Origin of the sequence: Aminobacter sp. MSH1 (genome assembly GCF_003071665.1) — a bacterium.
Taxonomy (GTDB): domain Bacteria; phylum Pseudomonadota; class Alphaproteobacteria; order Rhizobiales; family Rhizobiaceae; genus Aminobacter; species Aminobacter niigataensis.
Map to the genome: position 1 here is coordinate 437605 of NZ_CP026265.1, position 20002 is coordinate 457606.

General features: G+C 66.2%; 16 protein-coding genes. 11 read left to right on the top strand and 5 right to left on the bottom strand.

Annotated elements, in window-relative coordinates:
* Nucleotides 1–122 precede the first annotated feature (122 nt).
* The 4 genes from CO731_RS02220 to CO731_RS02235 are packed head-to-tail and all read left to right on the top strand — an operon-like array spanning nucleotide 123 to nucleotide 3404.
* Nucleotides 123–1004 carry a branched-chain amino acid ABC transporter permease gene (locus CO731_RS02220; RefSeq protein ID WP_108605760.1) on the top strand — a complete coding sequence of 294 codons (882 nt, stop codon included), beginning with the start codon at nucleotides 123–125 and terminating at the stop codon, nucleotides 1002–1004.
* Nucleotides 1001–1966: a branched-chain amino acid ABC transporter permease gene (locus CO731_RS02225; protein ID WP_108605761.1), complete on the top strand. Its 966-nt coding sequence runs from the start codon at nucleotides 1001–1003 to the stop codon at nucleotides 1964–1966. Before CO731_RS02220 ends, CO731_RS02225 begins: the two co-directional genes overlap by 4 nt.
* Nucleotides 1963–2700, top strand: a complete 738-nt coding sequence (locus CO731_RS02230) for an ABC transporter ATP-binding protein (protein ID WP_108605762.1) — start codon at nucleotides 1963–1965, stop codon at nucleotides 2698–2700. The genes CO731_RS02225 and CO731_RS02230 overlap by 4 nt, the downstream gene beginning before the upstream one ends.
* A complete protein-coding gene (locus tag CO731_RS02235) occupies nucleotides 2697–3404 on the top strand; it encodes an ABC transporter ATP-binding protein (protein ID WP_108605763.1) in 708 nt (235 codons plus the stop codon). Before CO731_RS02230 ends, CO731_RS02235 begins: the two co-directional genes overlap by 4 nt.
* A gap of 137 nt (nucleotides 3405–3541) precedes the next feature.
* Here CO731_RS02235 and CO731_RS02240 read toward each other — a convergent pair whose 3' ends face one another.
* Both CO731_RS02240 and pncA read right to left on the bottom strand, forming a co-directional pair.
* Nucleotides 3542–4969 carry a sodium:proton antiporter gene (locus CO731_RS02240; protein WP_108605764.1) on the bottom strand — a complete coding sequence of 476 codons (1428 nt, stop codon included), beginning with the start codon at nucleotides 4967–4969 and terminating at the stop codon, nucleotides 3542–3544.
* 56 nt (nucleotides 4970–5025) lie between these two features.
* Complete coding sequence (gene pncA, locus CO731_RS02245; protein WP_108605765.1) at nucleotides 5026–5625, bottom strand: bifunctional nicotinamidase/pyrazinamidase; 600 nt, start codon at nucleotides 5623–5625, stop codon at nucleotides 5026–5028.
* A 211-nt stretch (nucleotides 5626–5836) separates the two neighbouring features.
* On the opposite strand from pncA, the gene CO731_RS02250 reads away from it, so the two are divergent.
* The 6 genes from CO731_RS02250 to CO731_RS02275 are packed head-to-tail and all read left to right on the top strand — an operon-like array spanning nucleotide 5837 to nucleotide 12967.
* Entirely contained in the window at nucleotides 5837–6694 is an 858-nt protein-coding gene (locus tag CO731_RS02250; protein ID WP_108605766.1) for a xanthine dehydrogenase family protein subunit M, read from the top strand.
* Entirely contained in the window at nucleotides 6691–9567 is a 2877-nt protein-coding gene (locus CO731_RS02255; RefSeq protein ID WP_108605767.1) for a molybdopterin-dependent oxidoreductase, read from the top strand. Before CO731_RS02250 ends, CO731_RS02255 begins: the two co-directional genes overlap by 4 nt.
* The gene (locus CO731_RS02260; RefSeq protein WP_108605768.1) at nucleotides 9564–11099 is read left to right on the top strand and encodes a 6-hydroxynicotinate reductase; all 1536 of its coding nucleotides are present in this window, start codon (nucleotides 9564–9566) and stop codon (nucleotides 11097–11099) included. Before CO731_RS02255 ends, CO731_RS02260 begins: the two co-directional genes overlap by 4 nt.
* On the top strand, nucleotides 11096–11965 hold the full coding sequence (locus tag CO731_RS02265) for a UPF0280 family protein (RefSeq protein WP_108605769.1): 870 nt from the start codon (nucleotides 11096–11098) through the stop codon (nucleotides 11963–11965). The genes CO731_RS02260 and CO731_RS02265 overlap by 4 nt, the downstream gene beginning before the upstream one ends.
* Nucleotides 11958–12542: an amino acid synthesis family protein gene (locus CO731_RS02270; RefSeq protein WP_108605770.1), complete on the top strand. Its 585-nt coding sequence runs from the start codon at nucleotides 11958–11960 to the stop codon at nucleotides 12540–12542. Before CO731_RS02265 ends, CO731_RS02270 begins: the two co-directional genes overlap by 8 nt.
* Entirely contained in the window at nucleotides 12539–12967 is a 429-nt protein-coding gene (locus tag CO731_RS02275) for a MarR family transcriptional regulator (protein ID WP_108605771.1), read from the top strand. The genes CO731_RS02270 and CO731_RS02275 overlap by 4 nt, the downstream gene beginning before the upstream one ends.
* 47 nt (nucleotides 12968–13014) lie before the next feature.
* On the opposite strand, the gene CO731_RS02280 is transcribed toward CO731_RS02275, so the two are convergent.
* From CO731_RS02280 to CO731_RS02290, 3 genes are all read right to left on the bottom strand, one after another.
* On the bottom strand, nucleotides 13015–15384 hold the full coding sequence (locus tag CO731_RS02280; protein ID WP_108605772.1) for an aldehyde dehydrogenase family protein: 2370 nt from the start codon (nucleotides 15382–15384) through the stop codon (nucleotides 13015–13017).
* A 164-nt stretch (nucleotides 15385–15548) separates the two neighbouring features.
* On the bottom strand, nucleotides 15549–16595 hold the full coding sequence (gene deoC / locus CO731_RS02285; RefSeq protein ID WP_108605773.1) for a deoxyribose-phosphate aldolase: 1047 nt from the start codon (nucleotides 16593–16595) through the stop codon (nucleotides 15549–15551).
* 221 nt (nucleotides 16596–16816) lie between these two features.
* Complete coding sequence (locus CO731_RS02290; RefSeq protein ID WP_108605774.1) at nucleotides 16817–17644, bottom strand: ferredoxin--NADP reductase; 828 nt, start codon at nucleotides 17642–17644, stop codon at nucleotides 16817–16819.
* Between the two features lie 186 nt (nucleotides 17645–17830).
* On the opposite strand from CO731_RS02290, the gene CO731_RS02295 reads away from it, so the two are divergent.
* Nucleotides 17831–19900, top strand: a complete 2070-nt coding sequence (locus CO731_RS02295; protein ID WP_108605775.1) for a hydantoinase/oxoprolinase family protein — start codon at nucleotides 17831–17833, stop codon at nucleotides 19898–19900.
* Nucleotides 19901–20002 lie beyond the last annotated feature (102 nt).

A 20002-nucleotide genomic window follows, 5' to 3' on the forward strand; every position in this document is an offset into this window, starting at 1 on the left:
GAGGGTCGGCGCGAAGCGCCGGGGTGGGGGTCGCCAACCGCTTAACTGAGCCTTTGTACCCCCACCCGACCGCTTCGCGGTCACCCTCCCCACAAGGGGGAGGGTAAGGACGCCGCACCTGAATGGCCTTCTTCCCGCATCTCCTGCTCGCCACGCTCGAAGGGCTGGTCACCTCGGCGGTGCTGGCACTGACGGCACTCGGCCTGTCGCTGGTGTTCGGCGTGATGCGCATCGTCAACGTCGCCCATGGCGAGTTCTTCATGCTGGGCGCCGTTCTGGCATGGGCGATCACCACCACACTCACCGGCCATCCCGCATTTGGCTTCGCGGTCGCCTTGGTGGTGTCGCCGCTGATCGTCGGCGCCATCGCCTGGGTGTCGGAGCGGCTGGTGCTGCGCCGCGTCGAATACAACCCGGAAGCCACCATCGTCGCCACCATCGGCCTGCTCTACATCATCCAGCAATTGGCGCTGACCTTCTACGGCCCCGAGGCGCGGCCGGTGGCGCCGCCGTTCAACTACCGCATCCAACTGCCCTGGTTTGGCTATTCCGGCTACAAGTTGTCGATCATCGCGGCCTCGGCGCTGTTGCTGCTCGCCACCTGGTTCGTGCTGACGCGCACGCGCATCGGGCTGGTGATGCGGGCGACGCAGTATGACCGCGAGACGGCGCAGGCCTTCGGCATCCCAGTCGGACGCGTCTATGGCGCGGTGTTCGCGCTCGGCGCCATGCTCGCCGCGATCGCCGCCGTGCTGATCGTGCCGATCCAGCAGGCACATTACCTGATGGGGCTCGACCCTCTGCTGCTGTCATTCATCGTCGTCATCATCGGCGGACTCGGCTCGCTGCGCGGTACGGTCATTGCCGCCCTTCTGATCGGCGTGTCCGACGGCATCATCTCGGTGTTCTTTTCGCCGACGCTCGCCAAGATCATTGCAACGCTCATTGTCGCCATGGTGCTGGTGTTCCGGCCGCAGGGCCTGTTCGGAACGGCAGCGAAATGATCGGAGGCGAAGCGACGGCAAAGGTCTACGCGTTGCATGTGGCGGTCATAGCCCTGCTCGTCGCGCTGAATTTCGTACTGCCCGAATATCATCATGGCGTGCTGGCGCGGGTGCTGGTGCTCGCCGTCTTCGCCATGGGCTACAATCTGCTGTTCGGCTATGTCGGGCTGCTCAGCCTCGGCCATGCCATGTTCTTCGCCGCCGGGCTCTATGGCGCCGGCCTGCCGCTCTACCATCTCGGCTGGGGCGTGCCGGCGGCCTTTGCCGGCGGGGTCAGTGCAGGCCTTGTCGTGTCGCTGGTCATCGGCCTGCTGGCGCTCCGGACATCGGGCGTCGCGTTCATGATCGTGACCATGATGTTCGCCCAGGTGTTTTACCTCACCACGCTCTATTTCGGCGAATGGACGCGCGGTGACGAGGGGCTGGTGCTGCCGCAGCAGGCGCGGCGGATCACGCTTGGCACCGAGACGTTGGACCTGACCAACCCGACCACACGCTATCTGCTGGCAGTGGCGCTGTTTGCGGCGGCCCTCTTCGCCACGCTCGCCATCGTGCGCTCGCGCCACGGCCGCGTGCTGGTGGCGATTCGCGAGAACGAGGAGCGCACGCGCATGCTCGGCTACGACACCTTCGCCAACAAGCTGGCGGCGGTGGTCGCGTCGGGCGTCATCTGCGCGGCGGCGGGCGCGGCCTATGCGCTGCTCTTCGGCTATGTCGGCTCGACCTTCGCCTCGGTGCAGTATTCCATTCTGCCGCTGCTCTGGGCACTGCTCGGCGGTGCCGCAACGACGCTCGGGCCGCTGATCGGCACGCTATTCATGTACTACGTCATCGACATCACCAGCGGCTACACCTCGGCCTACATGCTGGTGGTCGGCGCGGTGCTGATCCTTTTGGTGCTCTATTTCCGCAAGGGCGTGCTCGGCACACTCCGCGAACGCTGGCTCAGGTGGCTGCCATGACGCCGCTTCTGACGACGAAAGGACTGTCGCGTCACTTCGGCGGCTTGCGCGCCGTCGACAATGTCGATTTCTCGATCGAGCCAGGCGAGATCCGGGCGGTGATCGGTCCCAATGGCGCCGGCAAGACGACCTTTGTCAGCCTCGTCTGCGGGCGCTATGCGCCGAGTGCGGGAACCATCGTGTTCGACGGCGAGGACATCACCGACATGCCGGCGCATCTCAGGGTGCGGCGCGGCATCGCCTACACGTTCCAGATCACCAGCGTGTTCGCCAATCTCAGCGCCTACGAGAACGTGGCCCTGCCGGTGCAGCGGACATTGACCGACGGCAGATCGCGCGGCGCGGTGCGACAGGGTGCGATGGAGGCGCTGGAACGCGTCGGGCTTACCAGCCGGGCGCATGAGCAAGCCGGCGCGCTGGCCTACGGCCACCAGCGCCTGCTCGAGGTGGCGATGGGACTGGCGCTCAAGCCGCGCCTGCTGATCCTCGACGAGCCGACGCAGGGCCTTTCGGACGGCGAGATCGATAGCTTCATCGCCCTGGTGCGCGAGATCGCCAAGGACGCCACAGTGCTGCTGATCGAGCACAACATGCAGGTCGTGATGGAGCTGGCCCGGCGCATCACCGTGTTCAATGCCGGCAAGATACTGGCCGAGGGCAGCCCGGCTGAAATCCGCGCCAACACTGCCGTGCAGGAAGCCTATCTCGGCACCGCGCAGGAGGCCAGCGCATGAGCGCGGCGCTGACGATCGGCGGCCTCGACTGCTTCTACGGCGAAGTGCAGGTGCTGCATGGGCTCGACCTGGAACTGCGCAAGGGCGAAGTGCTGTGCCTGCTCGGTCGCAACGGTGCCGGCAAGACGACGACGCTGAAGGCGATCATGGGTCTGGTGCCGGCCCGCGCCGGCTCCATCAAACTGGGCGCGCGCGAACTGACGGAACTGCCGGCGCATGAGGTGCCGAAGGCGGGTGTCGCCTACGTGCCGCAGGGCCGCCGCCTGTTTGCCGAACTGACCGTCGCCGAGAACATCGAGATCGGCCTGATGACGCGCAAAAAGGGCAAGGCGGTGCGGGAAAGCGTGCTCGACCTGTTTCCGCTGCTGCGCGACCGGCTGAAGCAGCGCTCCGGCACGCTGTCGGGCGGCGAACAGCAGATGCTGGCGATGGCGCGTGCGCTGTGCCTCGAACCCGAGGTGCTGCTGCTCGACGAACCGACCGAGGGGCTGATGCCGTCGATGATCGCCAGAATCCGCGAGACGGTGGCCGGCTTACGCGAGCGCGGGGTTTCGACCATCCTGGTGGAACAGCGGGTGGATGCGGTTTTGTCCGTAGCCGACCGTGTCGCCTTCATCGAGAACGGCCGCAACCGCGAGACGGTGGACGTCGCACGGCTGCGCGACGATCCGGCGCTGGTCAGGCGCTATGTCGGCGTGGGGTAGAGCCCCCTCGCCCTGCCTCCGCTTCGCTCGGCAGACCTCTCCCCGCTGGGGAGGAGCTCTGAAAGGTCACCGCCAAACTCTTCTCCCCAACGGGGAGAAGGTGGCCGCGCAGCGGCCGGATGAGGGGGAGTTGCCCCTCAACCGAAGAACACAAAGCCGGCGATCAGGAAGGTCGGGATCAGCACTGCGCCCGACCACAGCATGTAGCCGAAGAAGCCGGGCATCCTGACCCCGCTCTCGCGCGCAATGGCATAGACCATGAAGTTGGGCGCGTTGCCGATATAGGTGTTGGCGCCCATGAAAACCGCGCCCGCCGAGATCGCCGCCAGCGTCGAGGCAAACGTGGTCATCAGCTCCTTGGGATCGCCGCCGGCCAGCTCGAAGAACACGAGATAGGTCGGCGCATTGTCGAGGAAGGACGACAGTATACCGGTGAGCCAGAAATAGGCGAGGTCGTTGGGTGCGCCAGTCGGCCCGGTGACCATCGACACCAATGGCGCAAAGGCACCGTCGACCCCCGCCCGCAGAATGGCGATGACCGGCACGATACAGACGAAGATGCCGGCAAACAGCTTGCCCACTTCAAGGATCGGGCCCCAGTTGAAGCCGTTGGCGGCGCGGTACTCCTTGCGGGTGATGCGCAGCGAGACGAGCGCAAGCACCACGATGATGGCGTCGCGGACGAGATTCTGCAGTTCGACATGCACACCCTGAATAGTGAAGGCGATGCCGGGCTTCCACGAAGCCGATAGCAGGATAGCGCCGATGACACCGCCCAGCAGGACGATGTTGGCGACGCCGCGGATGCGGACCTTGGAGTCCGGCGTCGGGTCCTTGATCTTGGGCTGGCCCTGCTCGCGGCTGTGCAGGAACCAGTCGAGGGCGAGGAAGGTGGCCAGCACGATGCCGCCGACGAACAGCGTCTCGCGCCACAGATTGGCTGTCGTCCACAAGAAGTCGACGCCACGGAGGAAGCCGACGAACAGCGGCGGGTCGCCGAGCGGGGTCAGCGAGCCGCCGATATTGGACACCAGGAAAATGAAGAAGACGACGACATGGGCGTTGAACGGCCGGTTGTCGTTGGCACGGATGATCGGGCGGATCAGGATCATCGACGCGCCTGTCGTGCCGACCACGGAGGCAAGTGCAGCACCTATCAGCAGCAGCGCACCATTGACCATCGGCGTGCCGTGGATGTTGCCGGCGACCAGGATGCCGCCGGCGATGGTGAACAGCCCGAACAGCAGGATGATGAAGGACATGTATTCGAGCAGCAGCGCATGTAGCACCGCCTCGGCGGAGACAGCCGTGCCGAACGCAATCGCCATCGGCACGACGACGAGGGCCGCCCAGCCCGCTGTGATCTTGCCGTAGTGGTGCTCCCAGACGTGGGGATAGAGCAGCGGCCCAGTGGCAATGCAAAGCAGCAAGCCGGCAAAAGGCAGCGCCCACCACAACGACATCGCGGCACCGGGCAATCCAGCTTCCGCTGCAAAAGCCGAACCGGCGGTCAGCAGCAGCCCGAACAGCGCCAAGGGAGCTGCAGCAATATGCAAGAGTTTCATTTCGTCCCCTCAAGCCGACGCAAACGCCGGTTTATCCAGTACGCGATCGCCAATGCTCAAACGAGCTTGACGCCGGCGTCGCGCATCTTTCCGATCATGATGTCGAGCGAGCCGCCGAGATCGATCGCGCGGCAGGCATCGAGCCGCACCGTCGTCGCAAACCCCTGCCTGACCGCATCGAGCGCCGAATAGGCCACGCAGAAATCGGTCGCAAGACCTACCAGCGTGATCGAGTCGATGCCGCGCTCGTTGAGATAGCCGGCAAGGCCGGTCGGCGTCAGATGATCGTTCTCGAAGAAGGCCGAATAGCTGTCAATGCCGGTGCGGAAGCCCTTGCGGATGACGAGCTCGGACTTTGCCCAGGCGAGGCCGGAATGGAAATCGGCACCCTTGCTGCCCTGGATGCAATGGTCGGGCCAAAGCGTCTGGGCGCCGTAGGGCATGTCGATGGACTCGAACGGCTGCCTGCCCTGGTGGCTGGAGGCAAAGCTGGAGTGGCCTGCCGGGTGCCAGTCCTGCGTCAACAGCACATGCTCGGTTTTGCGGATGAGATCGTTGACCAGTGGCATGATCTCGTCGCCGCCTGACACGGCAAGCGCGCCGCCGGGGCAAAAATCGTTCTGTATGTCGATGACGATGAGCGCATCACCAGCCATGGAGCCTCCATCAAACCTGCGTCGAGTGGGACCGCCGTCTTGGCGAGCGCCGAAACTCGGCCAGATGGCCGCCCGCGTCAACCGTCAAACTGGCCGTTGCAGTTCATGAGGACCACCCTCACCCAACGTTACGGGCTTTGACAAAAGGTCGCAGCGAGTTATCATTTGCATGCGAATGAGTTTTGTCCGGCGACATGCCGGGAGGCATTGCGTGACCCGTTACGCGAAACCCAAGACGCTCGAAGAAGCGCTCGCGCTGCTCAGCGAAGGGTCGTGGCGCATTGTGGCGGGAGCGACCGACTTTTACCCCGCCCTCGGCAGTCGCCCCCTGCAGCAGGATGTCATCGACATTAACGGCATCGCCGCGTTGCGCGGCGTCGCCGAGACCGACAGCCATTTCGTCATCGCAGCCCGGACAAGCTGGGCGGAGCTGCTGCGCACCCCGCTGCCGCTGGCCTTCGATGCGCTGAAGCAGGCGGCGCGCGAAATCGGCTCGATCCAGATCCAGAACGTGGCTTCGGTCGCCGGCAACATCTGCAACGCCTCTCCGGCAGCGGACGGTGTTCCGGCGTTGCAGGTGCTCGACGCCGAGGTCGAGCTGCGATCGCGGCGCGCAACGCGGATCGTTCCGCTAGACCAGTTCATCCTCGGCAACCGCAAGACCATCCTGCGGGACGACGAGATGGTGACAGCGGTGCGGATTCCCAAGGCGGCAACCGCCGGCAGCTCGGCCTTCTACAAGCTCGGGGCGCGGCGCTACCTGGTAATTTCGATCGCCATGGCAGCGGCGCGGGTCGCCTTCGACAGTGAAGGACGCATTGCCGCTGCAGCGGTCGCGGTGGGCTCGTGTTCGGCGGTGGCGCAGCGGCTGCATCGGCTCGAGCGCGATTTGGCCGGCCAGCCACCGGAGTTCATCGAAAGGATCGTCGGCAGCGTCACCTTCGACGAGTTGACGCCGATCGACGACGTGCGCGGCAGCGCGGCCTATCGGCGAGGCGCGGCGCGGGAAATCGTGGCGCGTGCGCTTCTGCAGGCTGCCGGCGCAAGCGAGAGACGGGCGGCGGCATGAAAAACGACCGCGCGCCGATCAGCTTCACCGTCAACGGCGCGCCGGTGTCGGTATCGGCGGCGCCGATGCGGCGACTGTCATCGGTCCTGCGCGACGAACTCGGGCTCACCGGCACCAAGGTCGGCTGCGATGCCGGCGACTGCGGCGCCTGCACCGTGATGCTCGACGGCGAGCCGGTCTGCGCCTGCCTGTTGCCGACGGCTTCGGTGGAAGGCGCTGCCGTGCGCACGGTCGAGGGCCTGGGCGGCGACGGCCTGTCCGCGCTCCAGGCCTCGTTGCTGGCGCATGGCGCCGCACAATGCGGCATCTGCACGCCTGGAATCCTGGTGGCTGCCACCGCACTGCTCGAACGCAATGCGTCTCCTGGCGAAGCCGAGGTGCAGGACGCGCTGGGCGGCGTTCTGTGCCGCTGCACCGGCTACCGCAAGATCGTGGCAGCGGTGATGGAGGCTCATTGCTTTGTGGCACCCCCCTCTGGCCTGCCGGCCATCTCCCCCTCAAGGGGGGAGATCGGCAGCTCCGACGGCAGCGATTGGCTAATCTCCCCCCTTGAGGAGATGGCCGGCAGGCCAGAGGGGGGTATGTCATCCAAGCATTTCGACTTGCGCCTCCCGCCAGCAGGCCATGCGGTCGGCGCCTCGCCGGTCAAGCTCGACGGTGTTGCCAAGGTGACGGGGGCGGAGAAATTCGGCGGCGATTCGTTCCCGGCGGATGCGCTGTCGGTACTGGTCGTCCGCTCACCGCATCACCGCTCAGCGTTCAGCTTCGGCGACCTTGAGGCGTATGTGGCGGACAATGCAGGCGTGGTCGCGGTTTTCACTGCCGCCGACATTCCTGGGATCAATTGCTTCGGTGTCATCCCGCCCTTCGCCGACCAGCCGGCTTTGGCCCAAGGCGAAACCCGGTTTCGCGGCGAGGCTATCGCGCTCGTCGCCTGCGAAAGCTGGGCGGCTCGCGAACTGGACCTCGCCAGGTTCCCGGTGCAATGGCGCGAACTGCCGGCAGTGATGGAGCCTGCCGCGGCACAGGCGACGGGGGCGGCACTGATCCATTCCAGCCGGCCTGGCAATCTCCTCGTGCAAGGCGTGGTCGAGCATGGCGATGCCAAAACGGCGCTCGCCAACGCGGCTGTCGTCGTGTCTGGCAGCTTTGAAACCTCCTATGTCGAGCATGCCTATATCGAACCGGAAGCCGGCTATGCATTCGTCAACGACGGCGTGCTCATCATCGTCGCCTGTACGCAGGCGCCGCACATGGACCGGGACGACACGGCGCGCATCCTCGGCCTTGCACCGGACAAGGTCCACATCGTGCCGACGGCGACCGGCGGCGGCTTCGGCTCGAAGATCGATGTCTCGCTGCAGCCGCTGATCGGCCTCGTCGCGCTGAAGACTGGCCGGCCGGCGGCGCTTGCCTACACGCGCACGGAATCGATGGCCTCGACCACCAAGCGCCATCCCGCTTCGATGCAGGCGACGATTGGCACCGATGCCGACGGCATGATCCGCGGGATGATCTTTGCCGGCGATTTCAACACCGGCGCCTATGCCAGTTTCGGGCCCACCGTCGCCAACCGCGTGCCGGTGCATGCATCGGGCCCCTATGCCACGCCGAACTATCGCGCCAATGCCCGCGCCATCCACACCAACGGCCCGGTGTCGGGCGCCTTCCGCGGTTTCGGCGTGCCGCAGGCAACGCTGATGCAGGAAACCCTTTATGACGAGCTGGCCATCCGGCTCGGCATTGATCGACTGCAGTTTCGCTTGCAGAATTCGCTTCGAAACGGCTCCGAAACAGTGACCGGCCACCATCTCGAAGCCGGCGTCGGCATCGTCGACTGCCTCGCCGCGCTGGAGCCCCACTGGGCACGCGCGCTGACAGACGCCGAAGCCTTCAATGCGTCGCAGAATGCCGTCAGGCGCGGCGTCGGCATCGCCTCGTGCTGGTATGGCTGCGGCAACACCTCGCTGCCCAACCCCTCGACAATCAAGCTCGGCATCACGCCAGACGGCAAGGTGGCGCTGCACCAGGGCGCGGTCGACATCGGCCAGGGCTCGAACACGGTGATCGCCCAGATCGCAGCCGACGCGCTCGGCCTGCCGCTCGGCGATTTCACCCTGCGAAGCGCCGATACCGCGATCACGCCCGACGCCGGCAAGACCTCGGCGTCACGCCAGACCTATGTCTCGGGCAAGGCGGCGGAGAAGGCGGCGCGGACGCTGCGCGAAAAGATCCTGCGCTACGCAAATGTCTCGGCAGACGCGTCGCTGCAATTGCTGCCCGGCGGGCTGCTGCTGGTGCATGAAGGCGGCGAACGACGGCGCATCGATCTTGTACTGCTGAAGCCCGACGACGACGGCTTGGTCTTTGCCGCAGAAGAGAGCTACGACCCGCCGACCACGCCGCTCGACGCCAAAGGCCAGGGCAAGCCCTATGCCGTCTATGGCTATGGCGCACAGATCGCCGAGCTCGAGGTCGACATGGCGCTGGGCACGGTCAGGCTGGTCAAGATCACCGCCGCCCACGATGTCGGCCGCGCGATCAATCCGCTGCTCGCCGAAGGACAAATCGAGGGCGGCATCGCGCAGGGTATCGGCATGGCGCTGATGGAAGAATACATCCCCGGCCGGACAGAAAACCTGCACGACTACCTGATCCCGACCATTGGCGACGTTCCGCCCATCGAGACCATCCTGGTGGAAGTTCCGGACCCGGAAGGACCCTTCGGCGCCAAGGGTTTGGGCGAGCATGTGCTGATCCCGACCGCGCCGGCGATCCTCAACGCCATCCGCCACGCCACCGGCGTGCTGGTGACCAAGGTGCCGGCAACGCCGTCGCGCATCCTGGCGGCAATCCAGGAGGCACGCCGATGAACGAGCTCTCCGAACGCTTCGAGACGCATGAGGCCGGCGACAGGCAGGCGGGCGAAAAGCTGCGCTGCGATGCCTGCCCTGTCATGTGCTACATCGCCGAGGGCCGCACCGGCGCCTGCGACCGTTACGGCAATTTCGGCGGCCGCATCGTGCGCTGCGACGCCGTGCGCGTGCTCGACTACGCGGTCGAGAGCGGCACACCCTTGGTGCCCTTCGGCGGCCAGGCCTGGGACGGCGAGTTGGTCAACACCGGCCGGCGTTTCGTCACCGCCATCGGTTCCGGCACGACTTACCCCGACTACAAGCCGGCTCCCTTCATCGTCAGCCAGGAGGTCGAGGGCGTCGACCTGGTGACTGTCGTCACCGAAGGCATCTTCTCCTACTGCGGCGTCAAGGTGAAGATCGACACCGACCGCCATCTCGGACCTGAAACGGCGAGCGTGCGCGCGCAGGGCGAGGCGGTCGGCCATGTGACGACGGGCGAATACGGCTCGCAGATGCTGTCGCTCGGCGGCGTGCACCATCTTACCGGCGGTTCGAAATCCGAGGGACGGGTGACCTGCGAGACCCTGCTCGACCTTTGCAACAAGAAGCCGGTGGAACTGACCATCGACGGCGGCGCGACCGTCGTCGTCGAGGCCGGCAAGGCGCCGGTCATCGACGGCCAGACCGAACACCGCATGCGCGTCGGCTGCGGCTCGGCGGCCATCGGCATGTTCGCCACGCAATGGCGCGGGCTGGTCGACGAGGTGGTGGTGGTCGACGATCACATCACCGGTGTCGTTTCCGAACACCAGGCCGGCAAGGTGCTGGGCTGGGAAGACACGGGGATCAAAATCCTCGGGCGGAAATCCACGCCGGGGCGCTATTTCAAGGTCTCGGAGCCTGGGCTCGGCTGGGGCGGCACCAGTATCTCCGACCCGCTCTCCATCCTCGGCGACTGGAACGCCAAGAAGGGCGCCCGCCCCGGGCTTACGCTGCTGATGGTATCGACGACAGGCGAACAGTTCGCCTATTACGAGCTCGATACCGAGCTGAAACCGGTCGAAAAGCCGTTCCCGGAGCGGTTGCGCAAGTCGGTTGGGCTGATCGAGGACAATTGTGAGCCGGCTTTGTGCACCGTGCTGTTCGTCGGCGGCGCGGGCGGCTCGCTGCGCGCCGGGGTCACCGAAAACCCCGTCAACCTGACCCGCTCTGTCCATGGCCTGAAGACCTATGTGACGGTCGGCGGCGCGCCGGTCTATGTCTGGCCTGGGGGCGGCATCACGCTGATGGTCGACGTCACACGCGTGCCCGATGGCGCCTTCGGCTATGTGCCGACCCCGGCGCTGGTGGCGCCGATCGAGTTCACGCTGCGCAAGGACGACTACCTGTTGCTCGGCGGACATGCGGCCGAGATCAGGAGCATCGGCGACGTGCTCGCGCGCGGCGGCGAATATTTCAACGAGCGGGCGGAGGCCCGGGCCGGTGCCGACAATCCCTGGCCACCGCTGGCGCAACTGCGCCGGGCGGTGCCGGACGGATCGCCATGAACGGACCCCAGGCAAGCTGGCTGCCGGACGGTCGCCGGCTGCATCTCAACCACGGCCCGATCGACCTGATCGTCGAGGGGTTCGGCGCCAAGGACGAGTTGCGTGCTGCCTACGGCCAGGCGGTCGAACGTTTCCAGACCATCTTGCCCGAACTGGTCGAAGAGCTGACCGAGCTGCGCCGGCCGGCTTCGACCAGTCCCCGGCGCTTCACCGGCCCGACGGCACGACGCATGGAGGCGGCGGTCGCGCCGCTGGCCGAACAGTTCATCACGCCGATGGCTGCCGTCGCCGGCTCGGTGGCCGACGAGATGCTGGCGGCGATGGTTGCCGGAAGCCGGCTCGACCGGGCCTATGTCAACAATGGCGGCGACATCGCGCTGTACCTCGCCCCTGGCCAGCAGATGTCGGCAGCCATCGCCGGCACCGGCCATGGTCTCGCCGACCGGATGACGATCCGCTGGCAGGACCCGGTGCGCGGCATCGCCACCAGCGGCTGGCGCGGGCGCAGCTTTTCGCTCGGCATCGCCGATGCGGTGACGGTGCTTGCCGCGAACGGGGCGGCGGCGGACGCAGCGGCGACGCTGGTCGCCAACGCCGTCGACCTGCCCGGCCACCCGGCAATCGAGCGCACGCCTGCGTGCGAACTGGCACCCGACAGCGATCTCGGCGACAGGCCGGCGACCACCGGCGTCGGCTTGTTGACACCGCCGGAGATCGACCGGGCGCTCGATGCGGGGCTTGCGGCCGCCGACCAGATGCGGCGGCAAGGGTCGATCCAGACTGCCGTGCTATTCCTTGCAGGCGAACATCGTGTCAGCGGCATGCCGGCTGAGCGGTTCACGAGGGGGGTACTGAGCCATGCATGAGTTTCCGATCCGCAAGATTGCGGTCACCGTCGAAGAGATATTCCACGATGGCGGGCCGCCTGCGCGCGAGCCGCGACGACGTGCGGCCGCACTTGCGGTGGTGAAGAACCCGTTCGCCGGGCGCTATGTCGAGGACCTGCAGAGCGCCATGGACGACCTGAAACCGCTCGGGCTGATGCTGACCGACCGGCTGATCGCGGCGCTTGGCGGCGATGCCAAGGCCATCGACGGCTATGGCAAGGGTGCCATCGTCGGCAGTGCGGGCGAACTCGAACATGGGGCGCTGTGGCATGTGCCCGGCGGCTACGCCATGCGCGAAAGGCTGGGCGAGGCCAAGGCGATCGTGCCTTCGGCCAAGAAACTCGGCGGCTTCGGCGCGCGCATGGACGTGCCGATCGGTCACATCAACGCCGCCTATGTGCGCAGCCATTTCGACGCCATGGAAGTCGGCGTGCCAGACGGTCCGCGTCCCGACGAGATCGTCTTCGCGCTGGTCATGACATGCGGGCCGCGCATCCACGACCGCATGGGCGGATTGAAGGCCTCCGACATCAAGGCCTGGGATGGGCTGAGATGAGCCCGGAACCGGCCGAGGGCGACTATCAATTGCAGGGGCAGATCGGCTTCATCCTGCGCAAGGCACACCAGCGCCACCTGGCGATCTTCGCCTCACATATCGGCGATCTGACGCCGCCGCAATTCACGGCACTGGCCAAGTTGCGCGACGTCGGCGAGACCTCGCAAAACCAGCTCGGCGGGCTGATCGCCATGGATGCGGCGACGGTCAAGGGCGTGATCGACCGGCTCGCCGCGCGCGGGCTGGTGCAACTGGCCAAGCACGAGGTCGACAAGCGGCGGCTGATGGTACGCCTGACCGGCGAAGGGCGGCAGATGATCGACCAGCTCGTGCCACTGGCACGAACGATCACCACCGAAACGCTGTCGCCGCTGTCCGCCAAGGATGCGGCGACGCTGGTGACGCTGCTTTCGAAGATTAGCTGAGGGAGTAAGGGAGTAAGGGAGTAAGGGAGTAAGCTACCCCTATTCCCCTAATCCCCATACGGCACCCAAACATTCTTGACCTCGACAGCACGGCGCAGGAAAGCCTCGCCCTGGGCGGTTGGCCAGTCGAGGCTGCGGCCGTGGCCGGTCCAGACGCGCTTGAGGTTGCCCGTCGATTCCGCTTCCGTCTTGGCACAGGTCTCGGCCTCGGCGACGACCCAGAGGCCGTCGACGTCGTCGTGCTTGGCAAGTACCGCGGCAAGCTCGGCGGTGTGGCCGGTGACGATGTTGATCGCGCCGGAAGGCACGTCGGAATATTCGATCACCTGATAGAGATCGGTGGCGACCAGCGGCGCCGCGGTCGAGGGCACCACGACCACGGTGTTGCCCATGGCGAGTGCCGGAGCGACGAGCGAGACCAACCCGAGCAGCGGGGCCTCGTCGGGAGCGACGATGCCGATGACGCCGACCGGTTCATGTAGCGCCAGCGTCACCGTGCGTGCCGGCGGCTGGTGCACCCTGCCCTCGAATTTGTCAGCCATGCCGGCATAATAGAACAGCCGCTCGATCGAGGTTTCCACCTCGGCCTTCGCCACCTTGTGGCTGGCAGCGGTCAGTTCCGAGATGCGGGCGGCGAACTCCTCCGTGCGGCCCGACAGGTTCTCGGCGAGGTAATAGAGCACCTGCGCCCGGTTGTAGGCTGTCGCCTCCGGCCAGGCCTTGCAGGCGCGCGCCGCCGAGACCGCATCGCGGATGTCCTTGCGGCTGCCCAGGCCGACCTCCCCGACAAGCTTGCCCTTGGGTGTCAGCACCGGCAGCGAGTAGTTGCCGTCGGGCCGCACCTGCTTGCCGCCGATGAACAGCTTGGCCGTGCGGTCGATACCGTGGCTCTCGCCATTGTCGCGCGCGGCTGCCTTCGGTGCCGCCGGAGGCTTGATGACCGGCCCATGCGGCTCGCTCGGCGCCAAATATTCCTCCAGCCCCTCGCGCCCGCCTTCGCGGCCAAAGCCTGACTCGCGATAGCCGCCGAAGCCGCAGGCGGCGTCGAACATGTTGGTGCCGTTGACCCAGACCACGCCGGCCTTGAGCTGCGGCGCGACATGCAGCGCCAGATTGACGTTCTCGCTCCACACCGAGGCGGAAAGGCCATAACGCGTGTTGTTGGCGAGTTCGACCGCCTCTTCGGTGTTGCGAAAGCTCATGGTGGCGAGCACCGGGCCGAACACTTCCTCCTGGGCGAGGATGTTGGCCGGCGCCACCCCCGTCGCCAGCGTCGGCAGGTGGTAGTAGCCGGTCGCTGGCACGTCCTGGTCCGGCTGCCAGCAAACGGCACCTTGCCTCGCACCCTCCTCGACAAGGCGCCTGACCCTGTCGAGCTGGGTCCGGTCGACGAGCGGGCCGATGTCGGTGTTCTTGTCCAATGGCGCGCCGACGCGCAGCCGGCTCATGCGCGTCTTGACCTTGGCGATGAAGGCATCCGCGACGCTTTCCTGCACAAGGAGGCGCGAGCCGGCGCAGCAGACCTGGCCCTGGTTGAACCAGATGCCGTCGACAAGCCCTTCGACGGCGCTGTCGAGATCGGCGTCCTCGAAGACGATGAAGGCCGACTTGCCGCCGAGTTCGAGCGACAGCTTCTTGCCGGAACCGGCAGTCGCCTTGCGGATGATCTTGCCGACCTCGGACGAGCCGGTGAAGGCGATCTTGTCGATGCCGGCATGATTGACGATGGCCGCTCCCGCCTCGGGTCCACCCTGGACGATATTGACCACGCCCTTCGGCACACCGGCGCGCTCGCAGATCTCGGCAAACAGGATCGCCGTCAGCGGCGTGAACTCGGCCGGCTTCAAGACCACGGTGCAGCCGGTGGCGAGCGCGGGCGCGATCTTCCAGGCGAGCATCAAAAGCGGAAAGTTCCACGGGATGATCTGGCCGACGACCCCGGCTGCCTTGCGGCCTGGAAACTCACGATCGAGCGACTGGGCCCAGCCGGCATGGTGGATGAAGTGGCGGATCGCCAAGGGCACATCGATGTCGCGGCTCTCGCGGATCGGCTTGCCGTTGTCGAGGCTTTCCAGCACGGCGAACAGGCGCTGGTGACGCTGCATGGCGCGGCCGATGGCGTAGAGAACCTTGGCGCGCTCGTAACCCGAGGCAGCACTCCACTTGGGCAGCGCCTTGCGCGCCGCAGCAACCGCGGCCTCGATGTCGGCAGCACCGGCATCGGAGACCTTGGCCAGAAGCTTGCCGGTCGATGGATCTTCGGTGTCGAAGGTCTTGTCACCTGATGCGGCGCGCCAGTCGCCCGCGATGAACAGCGCCTTCGAGAAGTCGCGGGCAGAGAGCCAGGCATCGGCTTCCGTGCGGGCCTCGGGTGCTGGGGCATAATCCATGGCGTGATATCGTTCGAGGATGTTCATGAGAGGCTCTCCCTTACCCTCCCCCTTGTGGGGAGGGTGGCCCAAAGGGCCGGGTGGGGGTCGTTGTTCGGTTACATCAGTTACTTGGTCTGCTGTCGGGCTGTACCCCATCCCGCGCCTGCGGCGCGACCCTCCCCACAAGGGGGAGGGTAAGGGGCGCAGCCTCACGCCATGGCGTGGCGGTGGTTGGCCGAGTAACGGCCGCTGACATGGTGCTCGAGCTGGCGCTCGATGTCGGTGAGCAAGCTCGACGCGCCGAAGCGGAACAGTTCGGGCTCGAGCCAGGGCCGGCCGAGTTCTTCCTTCATCAGCACCAGCCAGTCGAGCGAGACCTTCGCCGTCGAGATGCCGCCGGCGGGCTTGAAGCCAATGAGATAGCCGGTCTGCTCGTGATAGGCGCGGATCGCCCTGACCATGGCGAGGCCGACGGGCAGCGTGGCGTTGACGCTCTCCTTGCCGGTCGAGGTCTTGATGAAGTCGGCGCCCGCCATCATCGCCACCATGGAGGCGAGCGTGACATTGCGCAGTGTCGCCAGGTCGCCGGTGCCCAAGATGACCTTGAGATGCGCCTCGCCGCAGGCGGCGCGAAAAGCCTTGATCTCGTCGTAGAGCTCCTGCCACTTCGCCCCGAACACCAGTCCGCGCGGAATGACGATGTCGATCTCGTCGGCACCGTCGGCAACAGACGCCTCGATCTCGGCGATACGGGTCGAAAGCGGCGCGAGACCATGCGGGAAGGCCGTCGACACCGCAGCGACATGGATGCCGGCGCCCTTCACCGCGTCGACAGCGGTGGCGACAAAAGGATGGTAAACGCAGACGGCGGCCGGGCGGATCACGGTGTCGCCCAGGCCGAGCGCTTCAACAAGATCACGCCGCAGCGGATAGACAGCCTTGGCGCAGAGCCGGCGGACGCGCTCGTCGGTGTCGTTGGAGTTGAGCGTCGTCAGGTCCATCAGCGAGATCGAGCGCAACAGCCAGGCGGCCTGGTTGTCGGCCTTGATCGAACGCCGCTTGGTCAGCGTGCCTACCCGGCGTTCCAAAGCCGAGCGGTTGACGCTGCGCATCGATTCCACGAACCCCAGGTCCAGCGCCATGCCGGGATTGCGCACGATCCCGTGGCCCTCCGCAGCGTTCGCCGCCAGCCGCGACGGCAGAGGCATGACAGTCGCTGACGACTGCAATTCGGCTTCACGCGGCTTTCCGCTCATCTGACTGCCTTTCCTCCTGATACCCAGCATTCAAGTGACACTGTGGCGGGCGAAACATCTCAGGCACCGCCTGGCGCGGCGCGACAAAGAATAGCCCGCGGAGCGACGCTCCACGAGCCCCCTAGGGCCGGAAGATAGACGAAAAAACCAAAGGGGTGCAGCGGTATTTTGACCGGATGGTCAAGGCGTCGGATCGGCGGCCGATCCGACGCAATCAGCCGTCAGCCGACGAAGGCGCGCTCGACGACGAAGGTGCCCGGCTCGTTGAGCGAGCCTTCGACGAAGCCGAGGCTTTCGGCGAGTTCCTTGACGTCCTTCAGCATGTGCATCGAGCCGCAGATCATGATGCGGTCGGTCTCGGGATCGAACTTGTCGATGCCGAGGTCGCTGAAGAACTTGCCCGACGAGATGAGCGCGGTGATGCGGCCCATGCGCTCGGATTCCTCGCGCGTCGTCGAATTGTAGAGCGTCACGCGGCCGTGGGTCAGTTCGCCGATCAGCGGATCGTTCTCGAGATTGGCGACCAGTTCCTGGCCATAGGCCAGCTCGGCGACGTCGCGGCAGGTGTGAGTCAAAACGACCTGCTCGTAGCGCTCATAGGTGTCGGGATCGCGAAGCAGGCTGGCGAAGGGTGCTATGCCGGTGCCGGTCGAGATCATGAACAGGCGCTTGCCCGGGGTCAGCGCGTCGAGCACCAGCGTCCCGGTCGACTTCTGGCGCATCAGCACGGTGTCGCCGGGCTGGATCTTCTGCAACTCGGAGGTCAGCGGACCATCCGGCACCTTGATCGAGAAGAACTCGACTTCATCGTCCCAGGACGGGCTTGCCACCGAATAGGCGCGGTAGACTGGCTTTTCGGCATTGGGCAGGCCGATCATGACGAATTCGCCCGAGCGGAAGCGCAGCGACTGAGGCCGGGTGATGCGGAAGGCGAAGAGGCGATCCGTGTAATGCTTCACCGAAACAACCGTTTCGGCGTAGACATTGGCAGGGATGGGGAACTGAAGCGGCTTTGCGTCGGCCGTCTTCAGCGCTGCTGCAGTGTTCATCGATCAAACCTCTCGCCCAGCGCGGGCGGCGTTTCTGGACCGGCGCGCTGCGGAAATACAGGCAAAGTGTGGGGCCTTGTTCACCTTATTAATTAGTATACAAATGATATCAGCGTCAAGATTGTGGCATAAAACGCCTTTCTAAACTGGCACATGATCGTAGTCCGGGCTTTTCGGGATTAGTCCATGGACGAGAATATTCCCGCAAACGCGGGAAATGTCGTGGCAGGCATCGACGTGGGCGGGACCTTCACCGACCTGCTGCTGGTCGACGGCGCGAATGGCGGCGCGGTCCGCATCGCCAAGACGCCGACGACGGTTGACAACCAGGCACATGGCGTCATCGCCGCGCTTGCCGAGACAGGCTTTGCCATCGCCGATATCGACCTCATCGTCCACGGCACGACGACCACCACCAATGCGGTGCTGGAGCGGCGGCTGGCGAGGACGGGCATGATCACGACGCGCGGTTTCCGCGACGTGATCGAGCTCGGCCGCCGCACCCGTCCCCAGCCTTATGGCATGACAGGCACTTTCGTGCCGGTCATCCCGCGCAACCTCCGGCTCGAAGTCAGCGAGCGCGTCGAGGCCTCGGGGCGCGTGCGCGAGCCACTCGACGAGGACGGCATGCGGGCGGCGGTGCACGAACTGGTTGCCGCCGGCTGCGAAGCGCTGGTGATCCATTTCCTGCACGCCTATGCCAACCCGGCGCACGAGCGCCGTGCCGCCGAGATCGCCGCCGAGGCCTGGCCGAACGGGTACATCACGACCGGACACTCGCTGCTGTCGGAAGCGCGCGAGTTCGAGCGCGGGGTGACGGCCTCGGTCAATGCAGCCGTGCAGCCGGTCCTCGAACGTTATGTCGCGCGGCTGCGCGACGAGCTGGCGAGCCGTGGCTATGGCCGCGACTTCCTGATCATGAACGGCAATGGCGGCATGATCTCGGCGCGCTTCGTCACCCGCGAGGCGGCGAAGACCGTCATGTCCGGCCCGGCCTCGGGCGTGATCGCCGCCGCCTATACCGGACGCCGAGCCGGCTTCGAGAACCTCGTCACCTACGACATGGGCGGCACCTCGACCGATGTGGCGCTGATCCTCAATGCCGAGCCGGCGGTGTCGAACGAGATCGAGATCGAATATGCGATGCCGATCCATGTGCCGATGGTGGCGGTGCACACGGTGGGCGCCGGCGGCGGCTCGATCGCGCGCGTCGATGCCTCCGGACTGATCCAGGTCGGACCGGAGAGTGCCGGGGCCAATCCCGGACCGATCTGCTATGGCCGCGGCGGTACCGAGCCGACGATCACCGACGCCAACCTGGTGCTCGGCCGGCTCGACCCGAAGAAGCTGCTGGCGGTCGACACCCCCGTCACGGTCGAGGCGGTGCGCAATGTCTTCGCAGACAGGATCGGCAAGACGACCGGGCTCGACGGGGTCGAGGCCGCCGGTGCGGTGCTGCGGCTGGGCAATATCAGGATGGCGGGCGCCATCCGCATGGTGTCGGTGTCGCGCGGCCACGATCCGCGCGATTTCACGCTGTTTGCCTTCGGCGGCGCAGGGCCGCTGCATGCCTCGGCGCTGGCGCGCGAACTCGGGCTGCCGCGCGTGCTGGTGCCGGCACGGCCTGGCATCACCAATGCGCTGGGCTGCGTCGTCGCCGACTTGCGCCACGACTTCGTCAACACGGTCAACCAGCCGGTGGCGACGCTCGACGAGCAGCGGGCGCGGGCCGTGCTGGTGCAGCACCGGGCCGAGGGCGAGACGCTGATCGCCAAAGAGGCGATCCGGCCCCGCAGCATCCGCGTCAGCCATTCCGCCGACATGCAGTTTATCGGCCAAACGCATCTCATCAACGTACCGCTGCCGTCGGCAGAAGTCGACCGCGCCACGCTGCAGACATTGTTCGAAAGGGCCTATTTTGCCCGCTTCAAGGTCGAGCTGCCGGAAATCCGCGCCAACCTCGTCAACCTCAACACCTCGGTGACTGGCGTGCGTCCCGACATCGACCTCAGCCGGCTGATCGATCCCGCCGGGCGGGCGGCGACGCTTGCGGAGGCGCTGCGCGAGGTCAGGCCGGTATGGTTCGACGGCGGCTGGCGCGACACCCCGGTCTATGCGCGCGAGAAGCTGCCGCTCGATGCCCGGATAGAGGGACCGGCGATCCTCGAGCAGATGGACGCGACGACCGTGTTGGAGCCAGGCGACCGGGCGCGGAGCGATGCGGATGGGAATATTGTTGTACAGGTGGGGAGTTGATGAAGACCCCCTCACCGTCTCGCTTCGCTCGCCACCTCTCCCCCACTCCGTGGGGGCGAGGAACCGAAGCGAGACAAGCGCCGTCGCCCAAGCAGCGATTCC

Coding starts and splice junctions, on each gene's coding strand:
- CO731_RS02220 (WP_108605760.1), top strand. CDS start 123: ATGGCCTTCTTCCCGCATCTCCTGCTCGCCACGCTCGAAGGGCTGGTC.
- CO731_RS02295 (WP_108605775.1), top strand. CDS start 17,831: ATGGACGAGAATATTCCCGCAAACGCGGGAAATGTCGTGGCAGGCATC.
- CO731_RS02225 (WP_108605761.1), top strand. CDS start 1,001: ATGATCGGAGGCGAAGCGACGGCAAAGGTCTACGCGTTGCATGTGGCG.
- deoC (WP_108605773.1), bottom strand. CDS start 16,595: ATGAGCGGAAAGCCGCGTGAAGCCGAATTGCAGTCGTCAGCGACTGTC.
- pncA (WP_108605765.1), bottom strand. CDS start 5,625: ATGGCTGGTGATGCGCTCATCGTCATCGACATACAGAACGATTTTTGC.
- CO731_RS02275 (WP_108605771.1), top strand. CDS start 12,539: ATGAGCCCGGAACCGGCCGAGGGCGACTATCAATTGCAGGGGCAGATC.
- CO731_RS02265 (WP_108605769.1), top strand. CDS start 11,096: ATGAACGGACCCCAGGCAAGCTGGCTGCCGGACGGTCGCCGGCTGCAT.
- CO731_RS02270 (WP_108605770.1), top strand. CDS start 11,958: ATGCATGAGTTTCCGATCCGCAAGATTGCGGTCACCGTCGAAGAGATA.
- CO731_RS02235 (WP_108605763.1), top strand. CDS start 2,697: ATGAGCGCGGCGCTGACGATCGGCGGCCTCGACTGCTTCTACGGCGAA.
- CO731_RS02230 (WP_108605762.1), top strand. CDS start 1,963: ATGACGCCGCTTCTGACGACGAAAGGACTGTCGCGTCACTTCGGCGGC.
- CO731_RS02240 (WP_108605764.1), bottom strand. CDS start 4,969: ATGAAACTCTTGCATATTGCTGCAGCTCCCTTGGCGCTGTTCGGGCTG.
- CO731_RS02280 (WP_108605772.1), bottom strand. CDS start 15,384: ATGAACATCCTCGAACGATATCACGCCATGGATTATGCCCCAGCACCC.
- CO731_RS02260 (WP_108605768.1), top strand. CDS start 9,564: ATGAACGAGCTCTCCGAACGCTTCGAGACGCATGAGGCCGGCGACAGG.
- CO731_RS02290 (WP_108605774.1), bottom strand. CDS start 17,644: ATGAACACTGCAGCAGCGCTGAAGACGGCCGACGCAAAGCCGCTTCAG.
- CO731_RS02255 (WP_108605767.1), top strand. CDS start 6,691: ATGAAAAACGACCGCGCGCCGATCAGCTTCACCGTCAACGGCGCGCCG.